The 23,272-nt window shown below is 70.3% G+C and carries 15 protein-coding genes; 6 read left to right on the forward strand and 9 right to left on the reverse strand.

Annotated elements, in window-relative coordinates; genetic code table 11:
- Positions 1–19: 19 nt before the first annotated feature.
- The 3 genes from WME97_RS27435 to WME97_RS27445 are packed head-to-tail and all read right to left on the reverse strand — an operon-like array spanning position 20 to position 2,633.
- Complete coding sequence (locus WME97_RS27435) at positions 20–646, reverse strand: endonuclease III domain-containing protein (RefSeq protein WP_437541541.1); 627 nt, start codon at positions 644–646, stop codon at positions 20–22.
- Entirely contained in the window at positions 643–1,398 is a 756-nt protein-coding gene (locus WME97_RS27440) for a c-type cytochrome (protein WP_437541543.1), read from the reverse strand. Before WME97_RS27440 ends, WME97_RS27435 begins: the two co-directional genes overlap by 4 nt.
- Positions 1,395–2,633 (reverse strand): YncE family protein, encoded by a 1,239-nt coding sequence (locus WME97_RS27445; RefSeq protein WP_437541545.1) that lies wholly within the window; start codon positions 2,631–2,633, stop codon positions 1,395–1,397. The genes WME97_RS27440 and WME97_RS27445 overlap by 4 nt, the downstream gene beginning before the upstream one ends.
- A 275-nt stretch (positions 2,634–2,908) precedes the next feature.
- On the opposite strand from WME97_RS27445, the gene WME97_RS27450 reads away from it, so the two are divergent.
- Positions 2,909–4,528: a metallophosphoesterase gene (locus WME97_RS27450; protein WP_437541547.1), complete on the forward strand. Its 1,620-nt coding sequence runs from the start codon at positions 2,909–2,911 to the stop codon at positions 4,526–4,528.
- A 36-nt stretch (positions 4,529–4,564) separates the two neighbouring features.
- On the opposite strand, the gene WME97_RS27455 is transcribed toward WME97_RS27450, so the two are convergent.
- Both WME97_RS27455 and WME97_RS27460 read right to left on the reverse strand, forming a co-directional pair.
- Positions 4,565–5,305, reverse strand: coding sequence for a 4'-phosphopantetheinyl transferase family protein (locus WME97_RS27455; RefSeq protein ID WP_437541549.1), 741 nt, complete (start codon positions 5,303–5,305; stop codon positions 4,565–4,567).
- Positions 5,306–6,145 carry a metallophosphoesterase family protein gene (locus WME97_RS27460; RefSeq protein ID WP_437541551.1) on the reverse strand — a complete coding sequence of 280 codons (840 nt, stop codon included), beginning with the start codon at positions 6,143–6,145 and terminating at the stop codon, positions 5,306–5,308.
- 230 nt (positions 6,146–6,375) lie between these two features.
- On the opposite strand from WME97_RS27460, the gene gltB reads away from it, so the two are divergent.
- From gltB to WME97_RS27480, 4 genes are all read left to right on the forward strand, one after another.
- A complete protein-coding gene (gene gltB / locus WME97_RS27465) occupies positions 6,376–10,983 on the forward strand; it encodes a glutamate synthase large subunit (protein ID WP_437541553.1) in 4,608 nt (1,535 codons plus the stop codon).
- Positions 10,976–12,415 carry a glutamate synthase subunit beta gene (locus WME97_RS27470; RefSeq protein WP_437541555.1) on the forward strand — a complete coding sequence of 480 codons (1,440 nt, stop codon included), beginning with the start codon at positions 10,976–10,978 and terminating at the stop codon, positions 12,413–12,415. Before gltB ends, WME97_RS27470 begins: the two co-directional genes overlap by 8 nt.
- 9 nt (positions 12,416–12,424) lie before the next feature.
- Positions 12,425–13,420: an MDR/zinc-dependent alcohol dehydrogenase-like family protein gene (locus WME97_RS27475; protein WP_437541557.1), complete on the forward strand. Its 996-nt coding sequence runs from the start codon at positions 12,425–12,427 to the stop codon at positions 13,418–13,420.
- A 146-nt stretch (positions 13,421–13,566) separates the two neighbouring features.
- Positions 13,567–13,977, forward strand: a complete 411-nt coding sequence (locus WME97_RS27480) for a hypothetical protein (protein WP_437541560.1) — start codon at positions 13,567–13,569, stop codon at positions 13,975–13,977.
- A 106-nt stretch (positions 13,978–14,083) separates the two neighbouring features.
- Here WME97_RS27480 and WME97_RS27485 read toward each other — a convergent pair whose 3' ends face one another.
- Complete coding sequence (locus WME97_RS27485; RefSeq protein WP_437520963.1) at positions 14,084–15,388, reverse strand: GRAS family protein; 1,305 nt, start codon at positions 15,386–15,388, stop codon at positions 14,084–14,086.
- 961 nt (positions 15,389–16,349) lie between these two features.
- Positions 16,350–17,738 carry a sigma 54-interacting transcriptional regulator gene (locus WME97_RS27490; protein WP_437541562.1) on the reverse strand — a complete coding sequence of 463 codons (1,389 nt, stop codon included), beginning with the start codon at positions 17,736–17,738 and terminating at the stop codon, positions 16,350–16,352.
- Between the two features lie 206 nt (positions 17,739–17,944).
- Here WME97_RS27490 and WME97_RS27495 point away from each other — a divergent pair, with 206 nt between their 5' ends.
- Positions 17,945–18,592: a hypothetical protein gene (locus tag WME97_RS27495; RefSeq protein WP_437292956.1), complete on the forward strand. Its 648-nt coding sequence runs from the start codon at positions 17,945–17,947 to the stop codon at positions 18,590–18,592.
- Positions 18,593–18,720: 128 nt separating this feature from the next.
- Here WME97_RS27495 and WME97_RS27500 read toward each other — a convergent pair whose 3' ends face one another.
- Complete coding sequence (locus WME97_RS27500; protein ID WP_437541564.1) at positions 18,721–20,127, reverse strand: hypothetical protein; 1,407 nt, start codon at positions 20,125–20,127, stop codon at positions 18,721–18,723.
- A gap of 101 nt (positions 20,128–20,228) precedes the next feature.
- On the reverse strand, positions 20,229–23,165 hold the full coding sequence (locus WME97_RS27505) for a carboxypeptidase regulatory-like domain-containing protein (RefSeq protein WP_437541566.1): 2,937 nt from the start codon (positions 23,163–23,165) through the stop codon (positions 20,229–20,231).
- Positions 23,166–23,272: the final 107 nt, after the last annotated feature.

Consider the following 23,272-nt stretch of genomic DNA (forward strand, 5'->3'; position numbering starts at 1 on the left):
CGGCCGCCGGGCGCCGCGATCAGCGTCGACGGGCGGCCCAGCTGCAGATGGGGCAGCCGGTCCTGTCGTGGCGCAGCGCCGGGCAGTGCTCGCGGCCGAAGTAGATGAGCTGAAGGTGGAGCTTGTTCCACTGCTCGGGTGGGAACGTGCGCTTCAGGTCGCGCTCCGTCTCGACGACGTCCCTTCCGGACGACAGCCCCCAGCGGAACGCGAGCCGGTGAATGTGGGTATCGACCGGAAAGGCGGGGTGACCGAAGGCCTGTGCCATGACCACCGAGGCCGTCTTGTGACCGACCCCCGGCAGGGCCTCGAGGGCCTCGAACGAGGCGGGGACGACGCCGCCGTGCTCGGTCGCGATCCGCTCGCTCAGCGCCTTCAGGTGCCGCGCCTTGGTGGGCGCGAAACCGATCCTCCGGATGAGCTGGGCGATCTCCTCGGTGGGCACTGCCGCCATGGCCGCGGGCGTCCGGGCGCGCGCGAGGAGCGCCGGCATCACCGCGTTGACCATCTTGTCCGTCGTCTGGGCGCTGAGCATCACCGCGACGAGCAGCGAATAGGGATCGTCGTGGGCCAGCGGAATGGGCGGGGCCGGGTACAATCGGTCGAGGATCTCGGCGATCCTCGCGGCTTTCTCGGCGCGCTTCACGGAGGCCAAGGCAGCCCGTAGAACGAGAGCAGATCGCCGAGCTCCTCATCGGAGAGGACCTCGCGGGAGAACGGCGGCATCTGCCCGCCGTAGCCGACGAACCCGCCGTGCCGGACCTTCTCGATGAAGACAAGCCGCCGGTCGGCCTCCGTGTACTCGCCGAGCGGGTGCTCCTTCAGCGTCTGGTCGGGCAGCGCCGGCGCCCGCGCCACGAGCCGGCCGTCCCCCGAATGGGCGCGCCCGTGACACGAGGCGCAGGCGCGCTCGTGGATGCGCCCGCCCGCGGCCGCGTCGCCGGCCGGGATCTGGCTCAGCTCGTAGACCGGCGTGAAGGGGACGGCCTCGGCCGCGCCTTCATCGCTGGGCAGCGACTCCAGGTAGGCATAGATGGCCTGCGCGGCGTCGTCGTCCGCCGTCCAGGGCAGGTCCTTCGTCATGAAGTAATAGAGACAATGGTTGATCGCGCCGAGGAGCTCGACCTCTTGCCCGCCCCAGTAATGCGGGCGCTCGACGGCGCCGGCCAGCGGGGCGCCCGGCAGCATGGCGTCGCCCGCGTCGCCGGCGACAGCTTCATGGCACGTCGAGCAGGAATAGCGATTGAAGCGCGTCTCCGCGATCGACGGGTCCCGGAAGAGCGCCGCGCCGTGGTCGACGGCCGTCGCGTCGACGACCTTCGTCTCGGGATCACCCGGACAGCCACAGAGGAGCGCCGCGCACGCGAGCGCGGCCGCAAGACCGCAGGGCGCCCTCACGGCGCCTCCGGCGCGACGCGCACGAGCCCGTCGGGATAGAGGCCCACCTCCGTGTCGCTGAGCGTCTCCAGCGTCTCTGGATCGAGCCGGAGCACCCTGCCGGGCGTCGCGCTCCTGTCGCCCTCGCAGACGACGAAGAGCCCGTGCGCCTCGTCGAGCTGCGCGAGGTGCGGCCGCATGCATTCATCGGCGATATTTCGGGTGACAACGCCGTCGTCGTCCGGGGTCACGCCGATCCGCACGATGGTGTCGGGCACCTGGGTCGGCACATAGATGGCGCTCCCGTCGGGGGTCCATGCGGGGAAGTAGGGCGCGCCGATCGTGAGGATCTTCCGGGAATCGTCGAACGTCTCCGACGCGACATCGAAGAAGCGCACGTCCCTGCTCTCCGTGCTGCTCACGGCGATGGTCTTTCCATCGGGCGACATGACGGCCGCGTAGGGTCCGTAGTTGTTGGCATGGGGCGACGGGCTGGAGGTAGACCCCACCGGTACGCGCTTCACCTCGGCGGAAGGGTCCGTCAGGTCGACGATCGCGAGCACGTCCTCGCCGTAACAAGCGACGTAGGCGCGGGCGCCGTCCGGGCGCGAGAGGGCGATTCCGTGGGCGGCCATGCAGACCGGGATGAATACCGGATCGGGCGATCCCGAGAGCAGGACCTCCTCGGGATCGATCACCGCGAGGGACGAGCGCGCCGCCTCGACGTCGCCCGGGTTGTCGAGCACGCGTTTCAGATCGAAATGAGAGACGACCACGCGCTTGCCGTCCTCCGAGATCACGATATCGCCCGGGTTGGCCTCGACGCGCACCTGCCCGAGGATGCGCAGATCGTCGAGCGCGAGCTTCTGGACGTAGCCCGCCACCACGCTCCCGCCGTGCACCGCGTGGGGGCCGATCGCGCCGGCGATGTCAGGGTACGACAGCGCGACGTAGACAGCGCCGCCCTCGGCGTCCACGGCCACATGGTGAGGCCCGTCGATCGTCACGGGATCGCGTCCCACGGGGTGGACGCCGAACCGCTCCCCGGTCGCGAGCGAGACAAGAGAGATCGTATCGGAGAGGCTATCGCTCACCAACCCCATCCCGCCCTCCGGAATCGTGATCTCGGGGAGTCGGTCCGGATACGCGTCGCCTTCGTAGGCCCTGTAGCGGTATTCGATGATGGGCTCGGGATCGCTGCAGCTCACCAGCATCGCCGCCGCGAGCGCGCAACCCAGGAATCGCGAAATGACCATAGATGACCTCGGGACGAGCGCCTCTGGCTCGGACGCGCCGCATCCTAGCAGCCGTCGGCGCGCCGGCCGCGGCTCCGCCCTACCATGGCTCGGCTCGCTCGTGCGCCTCGACGTGACGCTCCGCCGACGTCCGCCGCCGCGCTGCGCGATGTGGGACGTACTACGCGCGTTCTGCGCTCTCTCTTCCTCGGTCGGCGCCGGCCCCCAACGGCAGCGCTACCGCCCGAGTGAACATTTCTTGATCAGACGCTGTGGTGTTGTCATGTAAGGAAGCGATGAGCCAGACACGAGCGGTGGGCATCACAACATGGGAGGTCGGTCGGCGGCGGATCGCGCGAGCGCGCCCAGGTCACCCCGCGGCGTGCTTCTTCCTTGCGTCCCTTGCGCTCGCGGCGTGTGCCGGGGAGGAGTCCATCGCTCCGGCGCCGCTCCCTGCGCCGGTACCGCTGCCAGCGCTCCGCGGCGCGCCCCCGCTGACGACCGCTCGCACCTGGGCGCCGCGCGCCGCGGTGGCCGATCCACCGGACAGGAACCCCGCTGTCCCGGCGGAGATCGAGCAGATGCTCGCGGAGGGCTACGGCGAGCTCGAGGGCGGGCCGGGGCAGCCGCTCGCACCGGCGACGCTCGACGACATCCCTCCACCGCCGCGCGGCGAGCGGCCGACGCTCCTGACGAGGTTCGTCCACCTCGCCGACACCCAGCTCGCGGACGACGAGTCGCCCGCTCGGCTGGCGATCTTCGACTCGCCCGGCGTGTTCGCGTCGGCGTTCCGCCCGCAGGAAGGGCACGAGTGCCGGATCCTCAACGCCGCCGTCCGCACGATCAACGCGCTCCATCGGAGCACGCCGATCGACTTCGTCCTGCTCGGCGGCGACAACGCCGACAGCGCGCAGACGAACGAGATCGCGTGGTTCTCGGCCATCCTCGACGGCGCCGAGCGCGTCGAGTGCGACTCGGGCGCTGACGACGACCCCGTGCCAGGCCCCGACAACGATCCCAAGGATCCGTTCTTCGCCGAGGGGCTGCTCGTTCCCTGGCGATGGGTGACCGGCAACCACGATGTCCTGCACCAGGGGAACTTCCCGGTGCACACGCGCGCCGAGCTCGCGACGGGGAGCTGGTCGGACGGCGGGACGCGCGACTGGTCCCTCCCCGGCGCGCCGGTGATCACGGGCGAGGTCGTCCCCGACCCGAGGAGAGCGCTGCTGAGCGGCCCCGAGCTGCTCGATCGGGTCGCGGCGACCGGCGACGGGCACGGGATCGGGCCCGACGAGCGCGCGTACGGCAAAGCGTTCTACGAGTTCGACATGAAGGACACCCCCCTTCGCGTCATCGTGCTCGATACGGCCGCCGAGACGGGCGGGCCGAACGGCGTGATCCTCCAGGACGACGTCGATCGGTTCATCCGTCCCGCGCTCGACCGCGCGAAGCGCGAGCGCAAGTGGGTCATCCTCACGTCCCACCACGCGTCGCGCTCGCTCGGGGACGGCTCCTTCGCCGCGACGGGCACCCCCGCCGTGCCCGGCGCGATCGACGTCGATGCGTGGCAGTCGCTCGTCGGCGGCTACGACAACGTCCTGCTCCACCTCGCCGGACACACCCACGTGCACCGGGTGACCCGGGTCTCTCCGGCCGGCGGGCACGCGTACTGGGAGCTCGAGACCTCCGCGCTCGCCGACTACCCCCATCAGGTCCGCGTCATCGAGATCTGGGACGAGGACAACGGCTTCGTCGCCATCCGGGGCGCCGCCCTCGACTACGCCGTCGACGACGACCCGATCGCCGCCGAAGGGCGCCGCCGGGCCGTCGTGGACGTCACCTCCGGCTTCGGCGACGACGGCCGCGGAGAGCCCTCGTGGCGCAACGTCGAGCTCTCGATCGCGCGGCCTGACTGACCTCGCGCGCCGCGCGCCGGCGGCCCCAGCCGTCGCTCATCCGCCGTCGCGCAGCGGCACCGTCTCCCGCAGCTCGATCGACAGCGGGGGTCCGCCCCCGCTGCGGATCGCGGCGGCCATCGTGTGCCGCGCCGAGGGCTGGTAGAGCGCGAACTGCCAGGCCGAGCGGTCGTCGCCGAGCCGCGGATCGAACGAGATGCCGATCGTCGGTCCATCGTCCAGGTGGAACGAGAACTGATCGAGCGGGATCGCGAGCCCCATCCCGCGCGCCTTGATGTACGACTCCTTGAGCGTCCAGTACTCGAAGAAGCGCGCGCGCTGCCTCTCCGGCGGCAGCGCGCGCAGCGCCGTCACCTCGCCCGGCGAGAAGAAGCGATCGGCGATGTCCACCGCGCTGCTCGCGCGCTCGGTGTCCTCGACGTCGACGCCCACGTCGCGATCCAGTGCGACCAGGCAGGCGATCAGCCCCCGCGTGTTCGACAGGTTGAACCGGATCGGCGGCACCCCCGGAGGTCCGGCGATCTGCGGGCGGCCAAACTCGTTCCGGACGAACGACCACGCCTCGGGCGCGACGTTCGCGTACTTCGAGAGGACCGTGCGCACGAGGGCGCGGGTGAGCAGGTACTCGTGCCGGTTCTCGGCGAACAGGAAGCGCGCCTGCTGCGCCGCCTCGTCAGGCGCCATCAGCCGGTGGTACGCCTCGAGCAACGCGTCGTCGCGAGCCGAGTCGCAGAAGACGTACCAGAGGTGCGCGGCGCCCGGGCCGATCGTGAGCATCTACATCCTCGGCGGCACCGCGCCTGCAGGGCCCGGCAGGATCTCCCGAAGGCAGCTGTCGGCGCTGCGCTCGACGGGCCGCTGGCGCGGATATCCGAACGACACCTCCTCGAAACGAACACCGTCGATCCAGTCGGTGCGGGGGATGTGGAGGTGCCCTGACACGACCACCCGCGCGCGGAACCGCGTGTGCCAGTCGTGCGTGCGCCGCGTCCCGCACCAGATCGAGAAACGCGGGATGTGCCGCAGCCGCACGAGCTCTTCGCGCAGCGGGAAGTGGTTGATGAGCACCGTGGGGCGCCCCTCGATCGCGCCGAGGCGGGCCTCCGTCGCGGCGAGGCGGGCCCGGCACCACGCGGGCCGGCTCGCGTAGGGGGCCGGGTCGAGCAACTCCTCGTCGCTGCAGAGGACGCCGCTCTCCATGGCCCACGCCACCGCGTCGCGCTCCGGCACGCCGTCCGGCCGGAAGCTGTAGTCGTAGAGCAGGAACATCGGCGCCAGCACGTGCGGTCCACCCTCGCCGTCCCAGAGCACGTAGGGGTCTTCGGGCGTGAGCACGCCGCGGCTCCGACACAGCTCGACCAGCCGCTCGTACCGGGCCTGGCCGCGCGGGCCGCCGCGCTCACTCGGCATCGTATAGAGCTCGTGGTTGCCCGGTGCCCACACGAGCCGCTTGAACCGCGGACCCAGGGTCTCGAGGACGTAGATGAGGTGCTGCTCCGTCTCCCCGAGATCCCCCGCGAGGATGAGCCAGTCGCTCGGCCGCGGCGTGATGCGCTCGATGGCCCACCGGTTCTCCGCATACCCGACGTGGAGATCGCTGAGTGCGAAGAGCTTCATCCGAATACCGCGCCGCCAGGGGCCGGACCGGCGAGCCGGCCGCCCCCACCCAGACCACGGCCGACGACGGGCGTCCACTGCCGAGCGCCGCCGCCGGGCGCGGCGGCCCCCGGGGCAAGGCGACACCCCTTCCCCATTTTGCGCCCGGTTCCGCGGCTCCTGGCGCGCCGCATTAAACTAGGGCTCCAATCCTTGTGCCACCTGTGCTACGCGCGTGTGAAGTCAGCACCATGCCTCTGCCCCAACGACAAGGTCTTTACGATCCGGCTTTCGAACACGACGCATGCGGTCTCGGATTCGTCGCCACGCTCCGCCGTGAAGCGACGCACGAGGTCGTCTGCCAAGCGCTCGAGATCCTCGAAAATCTAACCCATCGCGGCGCCGCTGGCTGCGACCCCTGCACCGGCGATGGCGCGGGCGTCCTCCTCCAGATCCCGCACGAGCTGTACGCCACGTCCCTGGCCGCCCTTGGCATCGCGCTGCCTGCTCCCGGCGACTACGCCGTCGCGACGGCGTTCTTCTCCCAGCTCCCGTCGCGGCGCCGCCAGTGCGAGGCGATCCTCGAGGCCGCGGTCGTGCACCACGGACAGCGCGTCCTCGGCTGGCGTGACGTCCCCATCGACGACGCGGCGCTCGGCCCGATCGCGCGCGACTCGCGCCCCGCGATCCGCCAGCTGTTCATCGGCAGGGTCGCGCCTCGCCAGTCCTTCGAGCAGGTCCTGTATGCGATCCGCAAGCGCGCCGGCCGCGCCGCCAACGCCGACGACTTCTACATCACGTCGTGCTCGTCGCGGACGGTCGTCTACAAGGGCCTGATGCTCGCGGAGCAGGTCGCGGCGTTCTACCCCGATCTGTCCGACAAGCGCACCGTGTCGCGGCTCGCGATGGTGCACTCGCGCTTCTCCACGAACACCTTCCCGACGTGGGAGCGCGCGCACCCGTACCGGGTCATCGCGCACAACGGCGAGATCAACACCGTGCGCGGCAACACCGCGTGGATGTCGGCGCGCGAGGCGCTGCTGAAGAGCGATGTCTTCGCGAACGCGATCGAGGACTTCAAGCCGATCATCCGCCCGGGCGGCTCCGACTCGTCCGCGCTCGACAACGTGGTCGACTTCCTGCTCGCGAGCGGCCGCTCGCTGCCCCACGTGATGATGATGCTCGTGCCCGAGGCCTGGGCGCTCGACCCGGACATGTCGGCCGAGAAGAAGGCGTTCTACGAGTACCACGGCTGTCTGATCGAGCCCTGGGACGGCCCCGCGGCGCTGTGCTTCACGGACGGACGGCTGATCGGCGCGACGCTCGACCGGAACGGGCTGCGCCCCGCGAAGTACGTCGTGACGAGCGACGGGCTCGTCGTGCTCGCGAGCGAGTTCGGCGTCCTCGACATCGAGCCGGCGCGCGTGATCCAGAAGGGGCGCCTCCAGCCGGGCAAGATGTTCCTCGTCGACACGACCGAGGGTCGCGTCGTCAGCGACGACGAGATCAAGCGCCGCGTCGCGACGCAGAAGCCCTACGCGGCGTGGGTCGCCGAGAACAAGATCGATCTGCGCGCCCTCGAGGACGTGCCGAGCCTCTACACCATCCCGCACGCGGATCTCCGGGGCCTGCAGCAGGCGTTCGGCTACACCGAGGAGGACCTGCGGATGATCCTCGGGCCGATGGCCACCCTCGGCGAGGAGCCGGTGGGCTCGATGGGCATCGACATCCCGCTCGCCGTGCTCTCCGAGAAGCCCCAGCTGCTCTTCCGCTACTTCAAGCAGCTGTTCGCGCAGGTCACGAACCCGCCGATCGACCCGCTCCGCGAGGAGATCGTGATGTCGCTCGTGAGCTGCGTCGGCGGCGAGGGCAACCTCCTCGAGGAGACGCCCCGCCAGTGCCGGATGCTCGAGCTGCCGCACCCGATCCTCACGCAGGACGACCTGTCGAAGCTTCGGAAGAACGTCTTCCCCGACTTCCGCGCGGCCACGCTGCCCATGTACTTCCCGGTCGACGGCGACCCGGAGGACAACCTGCGCGCCGCGCTCGCGAAGCTCTGCAAGGACGCGAGCCGCGCGATCGCCGACGGCGCGAGCATCCTCATCCTCAGCGACCGCGGCATCGACGAGACGCTCGCCCCCATCCCGAGCCTGCTCGCTGTGGGCGCCGTGCACCACCACCTCATCAACGAGGGGGCGCGCACGCGCGCGGGCATCATCGTCGAGACCGGCGAGGCGCGCGAGGTCGGCCACATGGCGCTGCTCATCGGCTACGGCGCCGGCGCGGTGAACCCGTACCTCGCGTTCGAGTCGATCGCGGCGATGTGCCGCGACAAGACCCTCGGTGCCGACCTCTCGCCGACCGCGGCGGGCTCGCGGTACGTGAAGGGGCTCAAGAAGGGCATCCTGAAGATCATGTCGAAGATGGGGATCAGCGCGCTCTCCAGCTACCAGGGCGCGCAGATCTTCGAGGCGATCGGCATCGATCAGCTCGTCATCGACGCGTACTTCACCGGCACGGCGTCGCGCGTCCGCGGCGTCGGGCTGCGCGAGATCGCGGAGGAGGCGCTCGCGCGCCACCACGCGGCGTACGGCGAGCGGGCGCGCGCGCACCTCGACGTCGGCGGCCACCACCACTTCCGCGTGTCCGGCGAGCGGCACCTCTGGACGCCGCAGTCGATCGCCTCGCTCCAGCGGGCGGTCCGCCTCGACGACGCGAAGAGCTACGCCGAGTACGCCTCCGTCATCAACGAGCAGCAGGAGCACCCGATGTCGCTCCGCGGCCTGTGGGACTTCAGGCCCGCGGGCCCGCCGGTGCCGATCGAGGAGGTCGAGCCCGCCGCCTCGATCGTGAAGCGCTTCGCCACGGGCGCCATGTCCTTCGGGAGCATCTCGAAGGAGGCGCACGAGACGCTCGCGATCGCGATGAACCGGATCGGCGCGCGGTCGAACACCGGCGAGGGCGGCGAGGACCCGGCGCGCTTCCTCCGGCTGCCGAACGGCGACTCGAAGCGGAGCGCGGTGAAGCAGGTCGCCTCGGCGCGGTTCGGCGTCACGGCCGAGTACCTCGTGAACGCCGACGAGCTGCAGATCAAGATGGCGCAGGGGGCCAAGCCCGGCGAGGGCGGCCAGCTCCCGGGCCACAAGGTCGACGCGGTGATCGCGAAGGTGCGCCACTCGACGCCCGGCGTGACGCTGATCTCGCCGCCGCCGCACCACGACATCTACTCGATCGAGGATCTCGCCCAGCTCATCTTCGACCTGAAGAACATCAACTCGAAGGCGCGCATCAGCGTGAAGCTCGTCGCCGAGGCGGGCGTCGGCACCATCGCCGCGGGCGTCGTGAAGGCGCACGCCGACGTGGTGCTGATCAGCGGCGACTCGGGCGGCACCGGCGCCTCCCCGCTCACGTCGATCCACCACGCGGGCGTCGCGTGGGAGCTCGGCCTCGCCGAGGCGCACCAGGTGCTCGTGATGAACGGGCTCCGCGGCCGCGCCATCGTGCAGACCGACGGCAAGCTGATGACGGGCCGCGACGTCGCGTTCGCCGCGCTGCTCGGCGCCGAGGAGTTCGGCTTCTCCACGGCGCCGCTGGTCGCGACCGGCTGCATCATGATGCGCAAGTGCCACCTCAACACCTGCCCGGTCGGCATCGCCACGCAGGACCCGGAGCTCCGCAAGAAGTTCACGGGCGCGCCGGAGCACGTCATCAACTTCTTCTTCTACGTGGCGGAGGAGCTCCGGCAGATCATGGCGCGCCTGGGCTTCCGCACGCTGACCGAGATGGTCGGGCGCTCCGACTGCATCGTGCAGCGGAGCGCCGGGCTCCACCCGAAGGCGAGGAAGATCGACTGCTCCGAGGTGCTGTACCGCCCGAAGGAGGCGCTCACGAGCCCGACCCACTGCGTGGAGCTGCAGGACCACAAGCTCGACCGGGTGCTCGACCTCAAGCTGATCGAGAAGGCGCGCGCGACGATCGACGGCGGGGCGCCCGTCGTCATCGAGACCCGCGTCAAGAACTCGGATCGGACGCTCGGCGCGATGCTGAGCGGCGAGATCGCGCGCCGCCACGGCAGCGCCGGGCTCCCCGAGGACAGCATCGTGGTCAAGTGCGCCGGCAGCGCCGGCCAGAGCTTCGGCGCCTTCGCCTCGCGGGGCATGACCCTCGAGCTCGAAGGCGACGCGAACGATTACGTCGGCAAGGGCCTCTCGGGCGGCGTTGTCGCTGTGCGGCCGCCGCGCGAGGCGCCGTTCCGGCCGGACGATCAGGTCATCGTGGGCAACGTCGTGCTGTACGGCGCGACGAACGGCCGCGCGTTCTTCAACGGCCGCGCGGGCGAGCGCTTCGCGGTCAGGAACAGCGGGGCCACCACCGTCGTCGAGGGCGTGGGCGACCACGGCTGCGAGTACATGACGGGCGGCACCGTGATCATCCTGGGCACCACCGGCCGCAATTTCGGGGCCGGCATGAGCGGCGGGCTCGCCTACGTCTTCGACGAGGACGCGCTCTTCGAGGCGCGCTGCAACAAGGAGATGGTGCAGCTCGAGACGATGACCGCCGCCGACGCCGAGTCGGTGCGGGCGCTGCTCGAGGAGCACGTGCGGCGCACGGGCAGCCGGAAGGCGATCGAGCTGCTCGAGTCCTGGCAGGCTGTCCTGTCGAAGTTCGTGAAGGTCGTCCCGAGCGAGTACCGCCGCGCCCTGGAGGCCGCGGCGTCGCCCGCGACGAACGGAGCGGACGGGTCCGACAGGCTCGTGTCTCTCCTTTCTCCTTCAACCCCCTATGTTTCCACTGGACGTTACATCCCCGCCAACGCGGGTCCCCTGAGCACGGGAGAGAGGTCGGCCGCCCATGGGTAAGGTACGAGGCTTCCTCGAGATCCAGCGGGTCGACATCAAGAAGCGGCCCGTCTCCGAGCGTTTGAACGACTGGCAGGAGTTCGAGCTCCCGGTCCCCGACGCCGAGCTGCGCGATCAGGCAGCCCGGTGCATGGACTGCGGCATCCCGTTCTGTCACGACGGATGTCCGCTCGGGAACCTGATCCCCGACTGGAACGATCACATGTTCCGCGATCGCCTCCCCGAGGCGATCGCGTCGCTCGACGCGACGAACAACTTCCCCGAGTTCACGGGGCGCGTGTGCCCCGCGCCTTGCGAGGCGGGGTGCGTTCTGAACATCGAGAGCAAGCCGGTCACCATCAAGAACGTCGAGCGCGCGATCGCGGATCGCGCGTTCGACCGGAACCTGGTGGCGCCGGTCATCGCGAAGCAGCGCACGGGCAAGAAGGTCGCGGTGATCGGCTCGGGGCCCGCCGGGCTCGCTGCTGCCCAGCAGCTCGCGCGCAAGGGCCACGACGTGACGCTCTTCGAGCGCGACGACCGCATCGGCGGCCTGCTCCGGTACGGCATCCCCGACTTCAAGATGGAGAAGCACCTCATCGACCGGCGCATGGAGCAGATGCAGGCCGAGGGGGTGACGTTCCGCACGGGCGTCCACTGCGGCGTCGACATCACCGGCGACGCTCTGCGCGAGCAGTACGACGCCGTCGTGCTGTGCGGCGGGGCGCGCCGGCCGCGCGACCTGCCGGTGCCCGGCCGGGAGCTGAAGGGCGTCCATTTCGCGATGGATTTCCTGACCCAGCAGAACAAGCGGGTCGCCGGCGACGTGATCCCCGACAGCGAGGCGATCTTCGCCACGGACAAGCGGGTGGTCGTCATCGGCGGCGGTGACACCGGCTCCGACTGCCTCGGCACGAGCCACCGCCACCGCGCGGCGCACGTGACGCAGCTCGAGCTCCTCCCCCGCCCCCCCGAGCAGCGCTCGCTGACGAACCCGTGGCCCGCGTGGCCGCTCATCCTCCGCACCTCGTCCTCGCACGAGGAGGGCGGCGAGCGCGACTGGTCGGTGTCGACCACCGCGTTCCTCGGGGACGAGCACGGGCACGTCCGCGCGCTCCAGGCGATACGGGTGAAGCTGGAAGGTGGGAAGTTCGTGCCGGTCCCGGGGAGCGAGTTCGAGATCCCGTGCGAGCTCGTCCTGCTCGCGATGGGCTTCGTCGGCTCCGAGCGCGAGGGGCTGCTCGAGCAGCTCGGCGTCGAGATGGACCAGCGCGGCAACGTGAAGGCCCACGGCGGGCGCACCAGCGTGGAGGGCGTCTTCGCCGCCGGCGACATGTCGCGCGGCCAGAGCCTCGTCGTCTGGGCCATCGCGGAGGGGCGCAAGGCCGCGGACGCGGTCGACGCGTACCTGATGCAGCCGGCCAAGCGCCGGCTGGCGCTCGCGGCGGGCTAGAGCTCGACCGTGCGAGCGCTGGTCTGGGACGGAACGGCCGCGCGCGTCATCGACCGCGACCCCCCCTCGACCACGGCCGGCATGGCCGTGGTCGAGGTGCGGTGCGCCGGGATCTGCAACACGGATCTCGAGATCATCCAAGGTTACATGGGCTTCCGCGGCACGCTCGGGCACGAGTTCGTCGGCGACGTCGTGGAGGGCCCGGCCGCCTGGCTCGGCCGCCGCGTGGTGGGCGAGATCAACTTCGCGTGCGGCCGCTGCGAGAGCTGCGCGCGCGGGCTGGGCAGGCACTGCCCGACGCGCACCGTCATGGGCATCGTCGGCGCCGACGGCGCGCTGGCGGAGCGCGTCGCGGTGCCCGTGGCGAACCTCCACGCCGTGGCCGACGGGGTCGACGATGAGGAGGCGGTGTTCGCGGAGCCGCTCGCGGCGGCGTTCGCGATCCTGGAGCAGGTGCGTGTGTCGCCGGGCGCGTCGGCGCTCGTGTTCGGCGACGGGAAGCTCGGCCTGCTCATCGCGCAGGTGCTCCACCAGGCTGGCGCCCGCGTCCTCGCAGTCGGCAAACACGAGGAGAAGCTCGCCCTGCTGCGCGCGCAGGGCATCGCGACCGAGCTCGTTCGCCAGGAGCCCTCGGGCCAGGCCGACGCCGGTGCCTCGCCGCCCCGGTGCGCCTGGGCCGGAGATCCGGCCGAGCTGGTGGTCGAGGCCACCGGCACCGCCGAGGGGTTCGTGAGGGCCGTCCGCGCGACCCGGCCCAGGGGCACGCTCGTGCTCAAGAGCACGGTGGCCGGGCTCTCCAGCGTCCACCTCGCGGAGCTCGTGATCAACGAGATCACCGTCGTCGGCTCGCGCTGCGGGCTGTTCGGGCCAGCGCTGCGCGCCCTCGAGGCCCGGACCGTCGATGTCCGCTCCCTCGTGTCGGCGCGGCTCCCCCTGGAGCGCGCCGCAGAGGCGCTGGCGGCCGCCGCAGCACCCGGCGCTCTCAAGGTGCTCGTCACCCGCTGAGCTCGGCGCGCTGGCTGTCAGCTCGTCCGGGTGGCCTGCGGCCGGCGCGGCATGTTCGCCAGGCGCATTGCGTGAGAATTTCTCGCGGCTGGCCGGAATAGATCCTTCTAGGGGGCCGCAGGCCGCGCCCCCGATCAGGAGCTGCGATGAGCGCGACGGACAGCCCACACCACGACGACCGCCGAGAGGACGCGCACAACGAGGCCCGGCGAGCCAGGGAGAGCTGGGAGCAGCAGCGGCTACGGGAGCTCGACCTCGTCGGCATCGAAGAGGATGCGTCGACGTTTTGCCTTCATTGTCGCCGTGAGCTGCTGGGGCAGCTCGCACGGGCCCAGGCGCGCGGCTCGGTGCTGTTCGAGCTCGTCAGGCGCGAAGGGCTGAGCCCTCTTCCCTTCCACGACCCCCCGTCCGCGGCCGAGGGCGGTCACACGCCGGGGTACCGGCGCGACCTCCGGGAAGCCGCAATGCACAAGCGCCGCGCCCTGTGGATCCCCCTCGCGTGCCTCGCGCTCGGCGCGCTGGTGCTCTGGGTGGCATTCGTCCTCCTGAGGCGCTGAGGGCGAGGGGCCGCTCGCGTCCGGATGTGATCCGGAGAGGGAAGCGGTCGTTGAAAGAGGGGCGCAGATTCGTGCGTTATGGGATCACCTGCGCTGTGCGGCGCTCCTAGCGGCGGAACAGGCCGGACATGAACCGCGATGGCGGCGGCAGCTGCCGCGGACGCCACGCCGACGCGGCCACGATGGACACGCCGTTGCGCATGAGCAGGAGCGCGGGCTCGTCGCTCCGGACGTCGAACCCCTGGCTCAGGCGGAGCGCTCCGCGGACCAGCGACTCGTGCGGCGAGACGCGGAGCGGCTCGAAGCCGTTCATGCGGAGGCGGCGCTGCCAGGCGCCCCGGCGCTCGTGCCGCTCGACCCGCGCGGCCCCCTCGCCCACCACCACGTTCATCACCTCCTGCCCGAAGAAGACCTGCTCGATGGTCTCCCGCGCGGCGATGTGCGGCGGGAGCAGCGCCTCGAGCGCCTGGAATACCGCGTAGTAGTGGCCGATCGCCTCCGACAGCCGCGGGAGGAACTGGTGCGCGTTGTGCTCCACATCCGGCTCGACGAGCGTCAGCACGCGCGGCGACAGCGCCCGGATCCTCGTGAGGATCGTGTCGCGGTTCGCGGTGGCGTGCACCGAGGCATCCGGCACGTGGTGCAATGCGAACGCCGCATTGACCGCAATGGGCGCCGTGGAGCGGGACGCGATACGGCTCCAGTCGACGCGCTCCACCGAGGACGCGACGCCGTGGAACTCGAAGGGGACCTTCAGGCGCTCCGCCCACCCCCCGATGAACGCGCCCGCCCAGCGCAGCCGCTGTTCGGGATCGGGGCCCCGGCACGGCAGGTCGATGCCGGTCAGCCGGACCCGCGGCGGGCCGCCGGGCCGCGTCGCCAGCCGGTGTAGCAGGAATGGCCACTGCGTACCGCCGCCAACGCCGATGTCGATGACATGGATCTCCCCTTCGTCCTGGAACGCCTCGACGATGGCCGCGTTCGCGCTGAGGTAGCCGAACCGGATGAGCGGCGTCGCGTGCACGAGCAGCTGAAACGCCGCGAGCATGTCCCGCGGCCCGGCGCTGCGCAGGTACAGATTCCCGTCGCCGGAGCGATCTCCGTCCAGGCGGGCGAGCAGCGCCCGGCCAAACACGCCAGAAATGCGCTCGGACGCGTCCCCCGTATCGGGCTCGGCCCGCAGGATGCCCTCGATGAGGGCCCTCGCGCGCTCGCTGTCCCCCGCGTCGATCGCCTCGCCCGCCGCCAGGAGGCGGCTCAGGAACGGGCGGCGACGCGAGTGGGTCTGGCGGGTCCCCGAGCTCGGCTGCTGCCCTGGGCTGGACGCTGTCGAGCTGGTGGGCCCCTCGATGTGCGCTCGTAGGCTAAGAGGCGCCTCTTCGGCCGATACGTGTCTACGGATCGCGTTCATGGTGTCCAGGGCTGTTCAACCAGGCAGCCCGCCGTCCTGGCTGGGCTCTCCGCGGGCAGCCGATTTCAGGCGAGAACGCATGACGTCGACCACCTCGCAGGAGCCAGGGGTTTCAATGTTTGCAGATGTCGCTGAGGGAGAGCCCGACGGCGAGCAAGGGGCAGGCGCTCGACGGCCGCGCGCCCGCGGCAAGGCCGCGGAGCGCGGCGCCCGCCCGTGACGCGACGGGGCCTGAGCTCGCAAGGAGACCCGACAGACAACTCTCTGTACATCGATGAAGCCGCCCGCCCGGTCAAGTCCAAGATCGTCATTGTGCGTCGCGCCCCCGTCCTCGTGTTCCGCGCGCCGTCCGAGCCTGTCTTCTGGCGACAGACGTAGGCACTCGTAGGCGTCCCGCGAGGCGCGCGTGATCGCGCCGCAGGCGGAAGACCCGCCGGCCCCGGCGCGCGCGGATCGCGAGGAGCGCCGCCTCGATGACGCAGGCCGCGCGCGACGCGCAGGCCACGGCACACTTCACCGGTGGTCTCTTCAGGGCGCATCGTGGGCTCCGACCTGGCGAGCACGCGCCGGACTCGTTGAGTTGACCGTGGTCGTGACAACACCTCGCTGGGGACGGGGCTTACACACCACATTACAACCCGCATAATCAGCTCTGTAAAGTCCCTATACATGGGCGTTCGGTCGATCGAGCCCACGTTGCGTCGCCGGATGGAGGCAACCCTGCGACGATCGCGCGCCTCTTCGCCGGAGAAACAGCGCCGAGACGGCCTTCAGGCCTTCGGAAGGAGCAGAGCGTTTGCTGGAGGTGATGTATGGAACGACCGCCCCCTCGGGCTCAGCAGCCTACGCCGGGAGTGACTTCCTCATCGCGACGCAGCCGGAAGACGAGCGCTCTCCAGCGACGCTGCGGCACCATTGACGCACTCCTGCACCTGTGCATGCGACGGCGGGCGCCAGCGGTTCAGTCGTTGTCGGACAGGTCGCTTCCCTCGGCGAAGTGGGAGCGATCGACGCCATTCTTCTCGAGCCAGCGTCGAATTCGATTCCTGTGCACTCCGAGCCTGGTGGCCGCGCGAGACACATTGCCTCGCTCGAGGCGAAGCGCCTCGGCGATCTCATCTTCGGGCAGCGCCTGTCCTGCGCGCGCCGGTCGAACATCGCTCGCCGTCGGCCGGGCCTGCGGCTCGATCGACTCCGGGCTCAGCCCGACGCCGGCGAGCGGATCCAGATCCTTGGCCTCGACCGTGCGCCGCTTCTCGTCGAGCGCGCGCGTCACGGCGCGCCGCGCCTCGCCGACGAACTCGCGCAGATTCCCCGGCCATCGGCGCATCGCGCACGCGATGATCATCGAATGGTGAATCGCCGGCGGCGCGCTTTGAGCCGCCGCGCCGACCGCCTTTGCGCATTGCGCGAGCAGCCACGGGATCTCCTCGGTCCTCTCGCGGAGGGGCGGGAGCCGGACCTCGGGCCGGCCGATACGGTAGTAAAGATCATCCCGGAAGCGGCCCTGGGCGACGCGGGCGCGGAGGTCGTGTGTCGCCGCGCAGATCCGGATCTGCACCGGGCGAGGCGCGACCGCGCCGAGCTCGAGGACCTGCCGGGTGTCGATCGTCCGCAGCAGCTTCGCCTGGACGGCCGCGTCGAGCTCCGCCACCTCGTCGAGGAAGAGCGTGCCTCCGTGGGCGGCCTGCACATAGCCGTCGGTGTCGTGCGTCGCGCCGGAGTAAGCGCCGCGCCTGGCGCCGAAGAGGAGCCGCTCCGCCAGGCCCTCCGGAATGGCCGCGCAGTTGACGGCGACGAATGGGCCGCGCGCCTGCGGCCCCGCCTCGTGGTAGGCGCGCGCCGCGAGCTCCTTGCCCGTGCCGCTCTCGCCCGTCACGAGGAGGCTGTCTCCCCCGGCCGCGGCGCGGATGATCGTGTCGTAAATGAGCTGCAGCCTCGGCCCGAGGACGCTCTCCTTTTCGAGGCGCACGCCCCCGCGCGCGAAGCTCCGGATGTCGCTGAGCGCGAGGAACACCGACGTCCCCGCGCCGACGACCTGGATCGCGTCCCTCCGCACCTCGCCGCGGATCGGCTCGCCGTTGACCGACGTCCCGTTGGTGCTGCCGAGGTCCTCCACGGTCCAGGCGCCGCCGTCGTACGCGATGCGGGCGTGTCGCCGCGACATGAGCGAGTCGTCCATGAGCGGCACGCCACCGACGCCTCCGCGACCCACCACCACGGAGCCACGATCCAGCGGGATGGGAGCGCAGCGCGGCTGATCGCCCGAGAAGATCAGGACGATGCCGGGGACAGGCTCGGCGACCGAGGGCTCCGGTGCAACCGAGACGCGGACGGTGGAGTGGTCCATCGGGCACAATCTTACCCGCTGAAGAACCTGGCCGGCCAGTGGCCGGCCATCCCAACGGCATGGGAAGGCTCTCTGGGCAGAACTCCCAGCAAATCCAGGTCGCCCCGTTCGCCAGGTTCGGCACAAGTTGTGCTTGTTCCCTCGGCATGGTGGCCTCTGCAAGAGCTCGCATCCATCGGGACCGGGGGTCTGCCCTCGAGGTGAACATGGGATCCGGCCGCAACATCGAGGAGGCGAGCCGCCGCTCGTCCCGGCGTCTGCACACATCCCGCACCCTGCCGAGCCTCCCCACCCACCCCGGTCTCCAGAGCATCAGCGGCCTCCGCGGCGCTCTCGAGTTCCTGGAGTGGCCGGCGTCCGAGTGGACGCCCAAGGACCTCCAGGAATGGTTCGTGGACCACCTCGTGACCCCGGGCCTGATGAAGCGCCCCCAGATCGTGCGCGAGCCCGGCGCGACGCCCGTCATGCTCGATCCCCGGGCCGACGGCGGCAGCAACCTCGAGGAGCTCATCCACAAGGCCCGCGGGCGCGTCATCACGGCCCTCCGGGGGCTGATCGCGCCCGTCGCCGACGATCGATTCCTGAACGCGGCGATCTACGGCGGCAGGGTCCGCCGGGCGGCGGTCGGCGGCCGTCCCGTCTGGGTCGCCTCGCCGCGCGAGATCGACTTCCTCGGCGACATTGTGCTCAGTTTGCTCGCCGCCGACATCCTGCTCGACCGGGAGTTCTATCGCGCACACCTGTGCATCTGCGAGGTGTGCGGAAGGGTGTCATTCAAGGAGACCGCGGACGCGCGAGGCGTATGCAGCGAGCATCGCAGCAGTGTGTCCGGGTTTACGCCGCGGGTGCGCTGAGCGCCTGCGGCGGAGTCGTGACGCCAGAGACGATAAAGGCCGGCTGAAGAGCCGGCCTTCGTCATTTCTCTCGCCACGGATCCGGTCCGCCCGCCGCATCGCGGAGGGCCGGCGCGGACGGCGCCGCGTCAGTTCGCGTCGAACGAGACCCAGGCGCCCGTCGCCCAGGTGTCATCGGCCTTGAAGGCGCCGATGTAGCTCGCCTCCGGGTCGAAGAAGCCGTCATCCGGCGGGGTCGCCGCGTTCTCGGTGAGCGTGGCCTCAGGCCGGAAGTCGGGCGTTGCGGCGAAGCAGTCGGCGAGCCCGGGATCCTCGGCGCTGTTGGTCGCCTCGCCCTCGAACCACGCGACCTCGTCCGTGCCTGCGTCGTCGTCGTCGTCGAGCTTCGACTCGGTCGCCGCCTCGGTGTCGGTCTCTTCGTAGGCGATGTTCGCCTCGATGTTGCCGAAGAAGATCGAGCTCGCGAGCTCGACCTCGGTGAGCTCGTTACGGAGATCCACCCCTGCCTCGAAGCCGGTCACGATGGTGTTGAAGATGTGGGCCTTCGTCGAGCGGCGGAGCAGCATGCCGTACTGCTGCTTGTCGACCTCCTTGTTCTTACCGCACAGGGTCGCGTTGTAGATCGTCGGCTCGCTGAGGGGCGTGTTGGCCGACGAGTCGGCGTCGTTGTCGCCCTCGAAGCCGTTCGTCTCGTCGGCGACGGACGGGTCCTGCTGGAGCGCGAGGAACTGGAGCTTGCCGGTGTAGCCGAGGTCGAAGTCGAAGCCGTCGTCGCCGTTCTGCGCGCAGATGAGGTGCTTCGCGTTGACGGTGCCGCCGAAGAACTCGAAGCAATCGTCGAGCGTGTGGTGCACCATCACGTGATCGACGGTCGTCCCGGAGCCCACGCCGGCGAAGGTGAGGCCGTTGACCTCGTTGTCCTGGGAGAGGAGGATCCCGCTGTACTCGATGCGCACGTACTCGAGGACACCGCTGCTGTCCGCGGGCTTGTCGCCGCCGTACTCCGTGCCTTCGCCGGTGATGCCCTCGACGCTGGCCTTGCCGCCTTCGACGTTGACGGGCGCCTCGCCGAGCAGGATGACGCCGCCCCAGTCGCCGGCGGCGCGATCGCCCTCCTCGCCCTGGCTCGTGAACACGATGGGCTTGCTCGCCGTGCCCTTGGCGTTGATCTTGGCGCCGGGCTTCACGACGAGCGTGGCGAGGCTCACCTTCTCGCCCATGATCTTCGTGCCTGGCTCGATGGTCAGGGTCGCGCCGCGCTCGACAAAGATGATCCCCTTCATGAGGTAGCACTTGTCGGCGGTCCACTTCGCGCTGGCGGTGATCGCCTCGCTGACCTCCACCGGGGAGGAGCAATCGGCGCTGACGTCGCCACCACCGCCGCCGTCGCCACCGCCGCCCTCGCCGCCACCGCCACCGTCACCGCCGCTGGCGGAGCTGCTCGCGGACGAGGTGCTTGTCGAGGTCGGGGAGATCGAGTCGTCATCGCCGCACGCGGCAAACGCCGCGACGGAGAGCGCCGAGGCGCAAACCAAGCCCAATTTGAATGTACGCAATTTATTCTACCTCCTCCCCCAACATGGCGTGTGCAGGAAAACTCGTGACGAGCGGCGCGTGACGATTCAATGGCAGGTGCTCAGTACGTGAACGCCGCGCTCAACGTCACAGTCGTCCCGACGCTGTACTGGCTGGCGATCTTGTCCTCATCGCCGTCGCTCCCCCTGGTGACGCGGATGGGCGCATTGAGGAGGTTCTCGCCGGCCAGCTTCACCTCGACGTGCTCGCCGAGGCGCTGGGCCACGGTCAGGTCAATCTGGTGCCGCGGCTGCTCGTACTCGTCCGCCAGCCCGTTGCGACCCACCCGCTTGAGCCGGGCGCCGAACACGTTGTAGAGGAGCCGGGCGCTCGTGCCGGTCGACTCTCTGGCGTAATCGAGCCCCAGGTTCACGACGAAGGGAGACTGGCCCTGGAGCGGGTGCGTCGGGGTGCTCTCGATGGTGACCCCTCCCTCGGTGTTCTCGGGATCGATCGTCACCTCCGACTGCACGAACGTGAGGTTTCCGAGCGCCGTGACCTCGTTCAGGAGAGGGGTGATGAAGCCCAGGCCCTTCCTGAGCTCGAGCTCGACCCCGGCGACATAACCGGCTTCTCCGTTCACGTAGCTGAGCCTGCCCCTGCCGCTGTTCGGGACGATGATCTCCTCGATCGGATCCTGGAAGTGCTTGTAAAAGACGCTGACCGCGGCCACCTCGCCGGCCGTCGGGAAGACCTCGAAGCGGAGATCGGCGTTCACGACGCTCGTCCGCCCGAGGTCCGGATTGCCTTTCGCCTCCATCCCGCTGTATCCCTCCTGATACAAGGTCGGGCTGAGCTCGCGGAGCTGGGGTCGGGCCAGCGTCCTGGATACGCCGAGCCTGACGTTCGAGATCGAGCTCGCCTTGAAGATGACGTTGGCCGCGGGCAAGATATCGACCTTGTCGCTCTCCTCCTTGATCTCCGGGCTTGCCGGGGAGTACCTGTCGAACGCCCTCAGCGACAGCGTGGAGGCCTCGATCCGGGCGCCGAGCACCGCGCGGAGCCATCGTGTGACGGCGGCGTCGGTCATCACGTAGCCTGCATAGAGATCGCTGTTCGCCGTGTAGGAGTCGGTCTCGCGCGTGATCTCCTCCAGCTCGAGCGCCGTGCCGATGTTCTCGTCCGAGAACAGCTGGCCCGGCTCCTGGCGCAGGATCGTCGGGTCCGAGCCCGGGCGCTGCTTGAACCGGAACCGGCGCGCGTTGAACTCGCGCTCTCGAAGGTTGAACAGACCGCCCAGCTTCACCCGGGTCGGGGTGTCCCCACGGACGAGAGGCTGGGTATAGGAGAGCTGCCCGCCGTAGTTCACGTCGGTCATGTCGCTGAAGAAGTGGGCGCCGCTCAGCGTGCCCTCGTCCCACGAGAAGGCCCCGCTCGTATCGTCCCTGATGTAGACGGTCTCCCTCGTATCGGGCTCGTCCGAGGACGCGTGGGAGATGGACGCCTTCCAGTCGAGGGTGCCGCCGTCCAGCGCGCCGATGCGGTGCTCTCCCTGGAGCTGACCCAAGGTGAGGGCCCGGGAGATGAACCGCTGCTGGGTGTCGCGAAACGCGCTGCTGCCGTCTGTAGGGTTCCCGCTGATCTCGCTGGCCAGATCCTCCGACGAGCGGCTGTGGAGTCCGGTGATCGTCACCTTGTGGTTCTGATCCGGGTTGTAGGTGACGCTGGCGAACGAGCCCCAGGACACCTGATCACGGATGCTCCCGGTGCTGGTGTCGCCGTTGGGTGCGGGCTCACCGCCCAGAGGATCGGGCTCGAAGGTTCTGGTGCGCTCTTCAGCGCGCGGAGCGAACTTCCGGCCATAGCTCAGGGTGGCGATGTAACCGAGGCGCTGCTCGCCGCCGAGCTTCAGGGTGTCGCCGACGACCACGCTGCCGCTCCCGTTCGGCGGGGTGAACGACCGCGTCGTCACCATCGATGAGTTGATCGCCCGCCCATAGGCCGTCATCTCGTCCCTCGTGATGGTGCCGCCGCCAGGCTTGGGGCCGAGCCGCACCACCTTGTAGTCGGGGATCTCGCCGGGGAGCGCGCGCGCGCCACCGTCGATCCCGAGCCAGTCGGTGCCCGATCCGGCGTAGGTCAGGCGATCACGGAACGTCGCCTGGCTGTTCAGCCCGAGCGACAGCGATGCCTGGAAGAGGAACTTCGTCGGGAGCTCGCGTGTGTTGATCTGGACCGAGCCGCCCGCGAAGTCGCCGGGGAGATCGGGCGTGAACGTCTTGACGACGGTGATGTCGCTGAGGACCAGCGACGGAAAGAGGTCCAGCGGGACGGCCTGCCGGTCGGGCTCGGGGCTCGGCAGCGGGGCGCCGTTCAGGAGCGCGTTCGTGTAGCGCTCGCCCAGGCCGCGGACGTAGACGTACCTGTTGTCGACAACGGTCGCGCCGACGATGCGCTTCGCGGCCTCGGCGGCGTTGCGATCGGGTGTCTTCGCGATCTCCTTCGCGCCGATGGCGTCGCCCACGTGGGCCGCGTTCTTCCGGATGAGCAGCTGCGCCGCGACGCTCGCCCGCTCCGGCTCGAACTCGACCTCGATGACCTCCTCTGTCTGCTGATCCGCCTCGAGGCCGACGTCGACCTGGACCACCTGCCCGGCGGTCACCCGTACGTCCTGCACGCGCTGCGGCTTGTACGCCTCGTACCAGACCCGCAGCTGATGGGTGCCCGGCGGGAGCTCCAGCCGATACCGCCCGTCGAGGTCCGCGATCGCCTTGAGCTTCGTCCCCACGACGGACACCTGGGCGTCGAGCAAGGGCTCTTTCGTGGCGGTGTCCGTGACGACGCCCCACACCACGCCTTTCCCCGCGGGCGGCGGGCGCGACGGGCTCGGCTCGTCGAGCCCCGCGGCGTCCTCCGCCGCAGGACCGACGGCCTGAGGCGCCGCGCCGTCTGGCTGCGGCGCAGCGGCTCCGGGGTCGCCCTGCGCGAGGGCCGTGGCCCCCCAGCAAAGCGGTGTCACCAGCGCTGCGACTACCCCCGAGATCCTTCTGCGACTCATGCACCTGTCCCTTCGCGCGCTCCGAGCCCGGGCGCGACTCTCGATTCGATGGCCGGGCGCACGCGCGCCCGTCTGATGAGGAGAGCGGAGGGCCACCTCGCGCCCTC

The organism is Sorangium sp. So ce367 (genome assembly GCF_051520455.1).
Classification (GTDB): Bacteria; Myxococcota_A; Polyangia; order Polyangiales; family Polyangiaceae; genus Sorangium; species Sorangium cellulosum_B.

What these genes read in the sequence shown, in the direction of transcription:
- WME97_RS27445 (WP_437541545.1), bottom strand. Translation starts at nt 2,633, where the DNA reads ATGGTCATTTCGCGATTCCTGGGTTGCGCGCTCGCGGCGGCGATGCTG.
- WME97_RS27450 (WP_437541547.1), top strand. Translation starts at nt 2,909, where the DNA reads ATGAGCCAGACACGAGCGGTGGGCATCACAACATGGGAGGTCGGTCGG.
- WME97_RS27455 (WP_437541549.1), bottom strand. Translation starts at nt 5,305, where the DNA reads ATGCTCACGATCGGCCCGGGCGCCGCGCACCTCTGGTACGTCTTCTGC.
- WME97_RS27460 (WP_437541551.1), bottom strand. Translation starts at nt 6,145, where the DNA reads ATGAAGCTCTTCGCACTCAGCGATCTCCACGTCGGGTATGCGGAGAAC.
- gltB (WP_437541553.1), top strand. Translation starts at nt 6,376, where the DNA reads ATGCCTCTGCCCCAACGACAAGGTCTTTACGATCCGGCTTTCGAACAC.
- WME97_RS27470 (WP_437541555.1), top strand. Translation starts at nt 10,976, where the DNA reads ATGGGTAAGGTACGAGGCTTCCTCGAGATCCAGCGGGTCGACATCAAG.
- WME97_RS27480 (WP_437541560.1), top strand. Translation starts at nt 13,567, where the DNA reads ATGAGCGCGACGGACAGCCCACACCACGACGACCGCCGAGAGGACGCG.
- WME97_RS27485 (WP_437520963.1), bottom strand. Translation starts at nt 15,388, where the DNA reads ATGAACGCGATCCGTAGACACGTATCGGCCGAAGAGGCGCCTCTTAGC.
- WME97_RS27490 (WP_437541562.1), bottom strand. Translation starts at nt 17,738, where the DNA reads ATGGACCACTCCACCGTCCGCGTCTCGGTTGCACCGGAGCCCTCGGTC.
- WME97_RS27495 (WP_437292956.1), top strand. Translation starts at nt 17,945, where the DNA reads ATGGGATCCGGCCGCAACATCGAGGAGGCGAGCCGCCGCTCGTCCCGG.
- WME97_RS27505 (WP_437541566.1), bottom strand. Translation starts at nt 23,165, where the DNA reads ATGAGTCGCAGAAGGATCTCGGGGGTAGTCGCAGCGCTGGTGACACCG.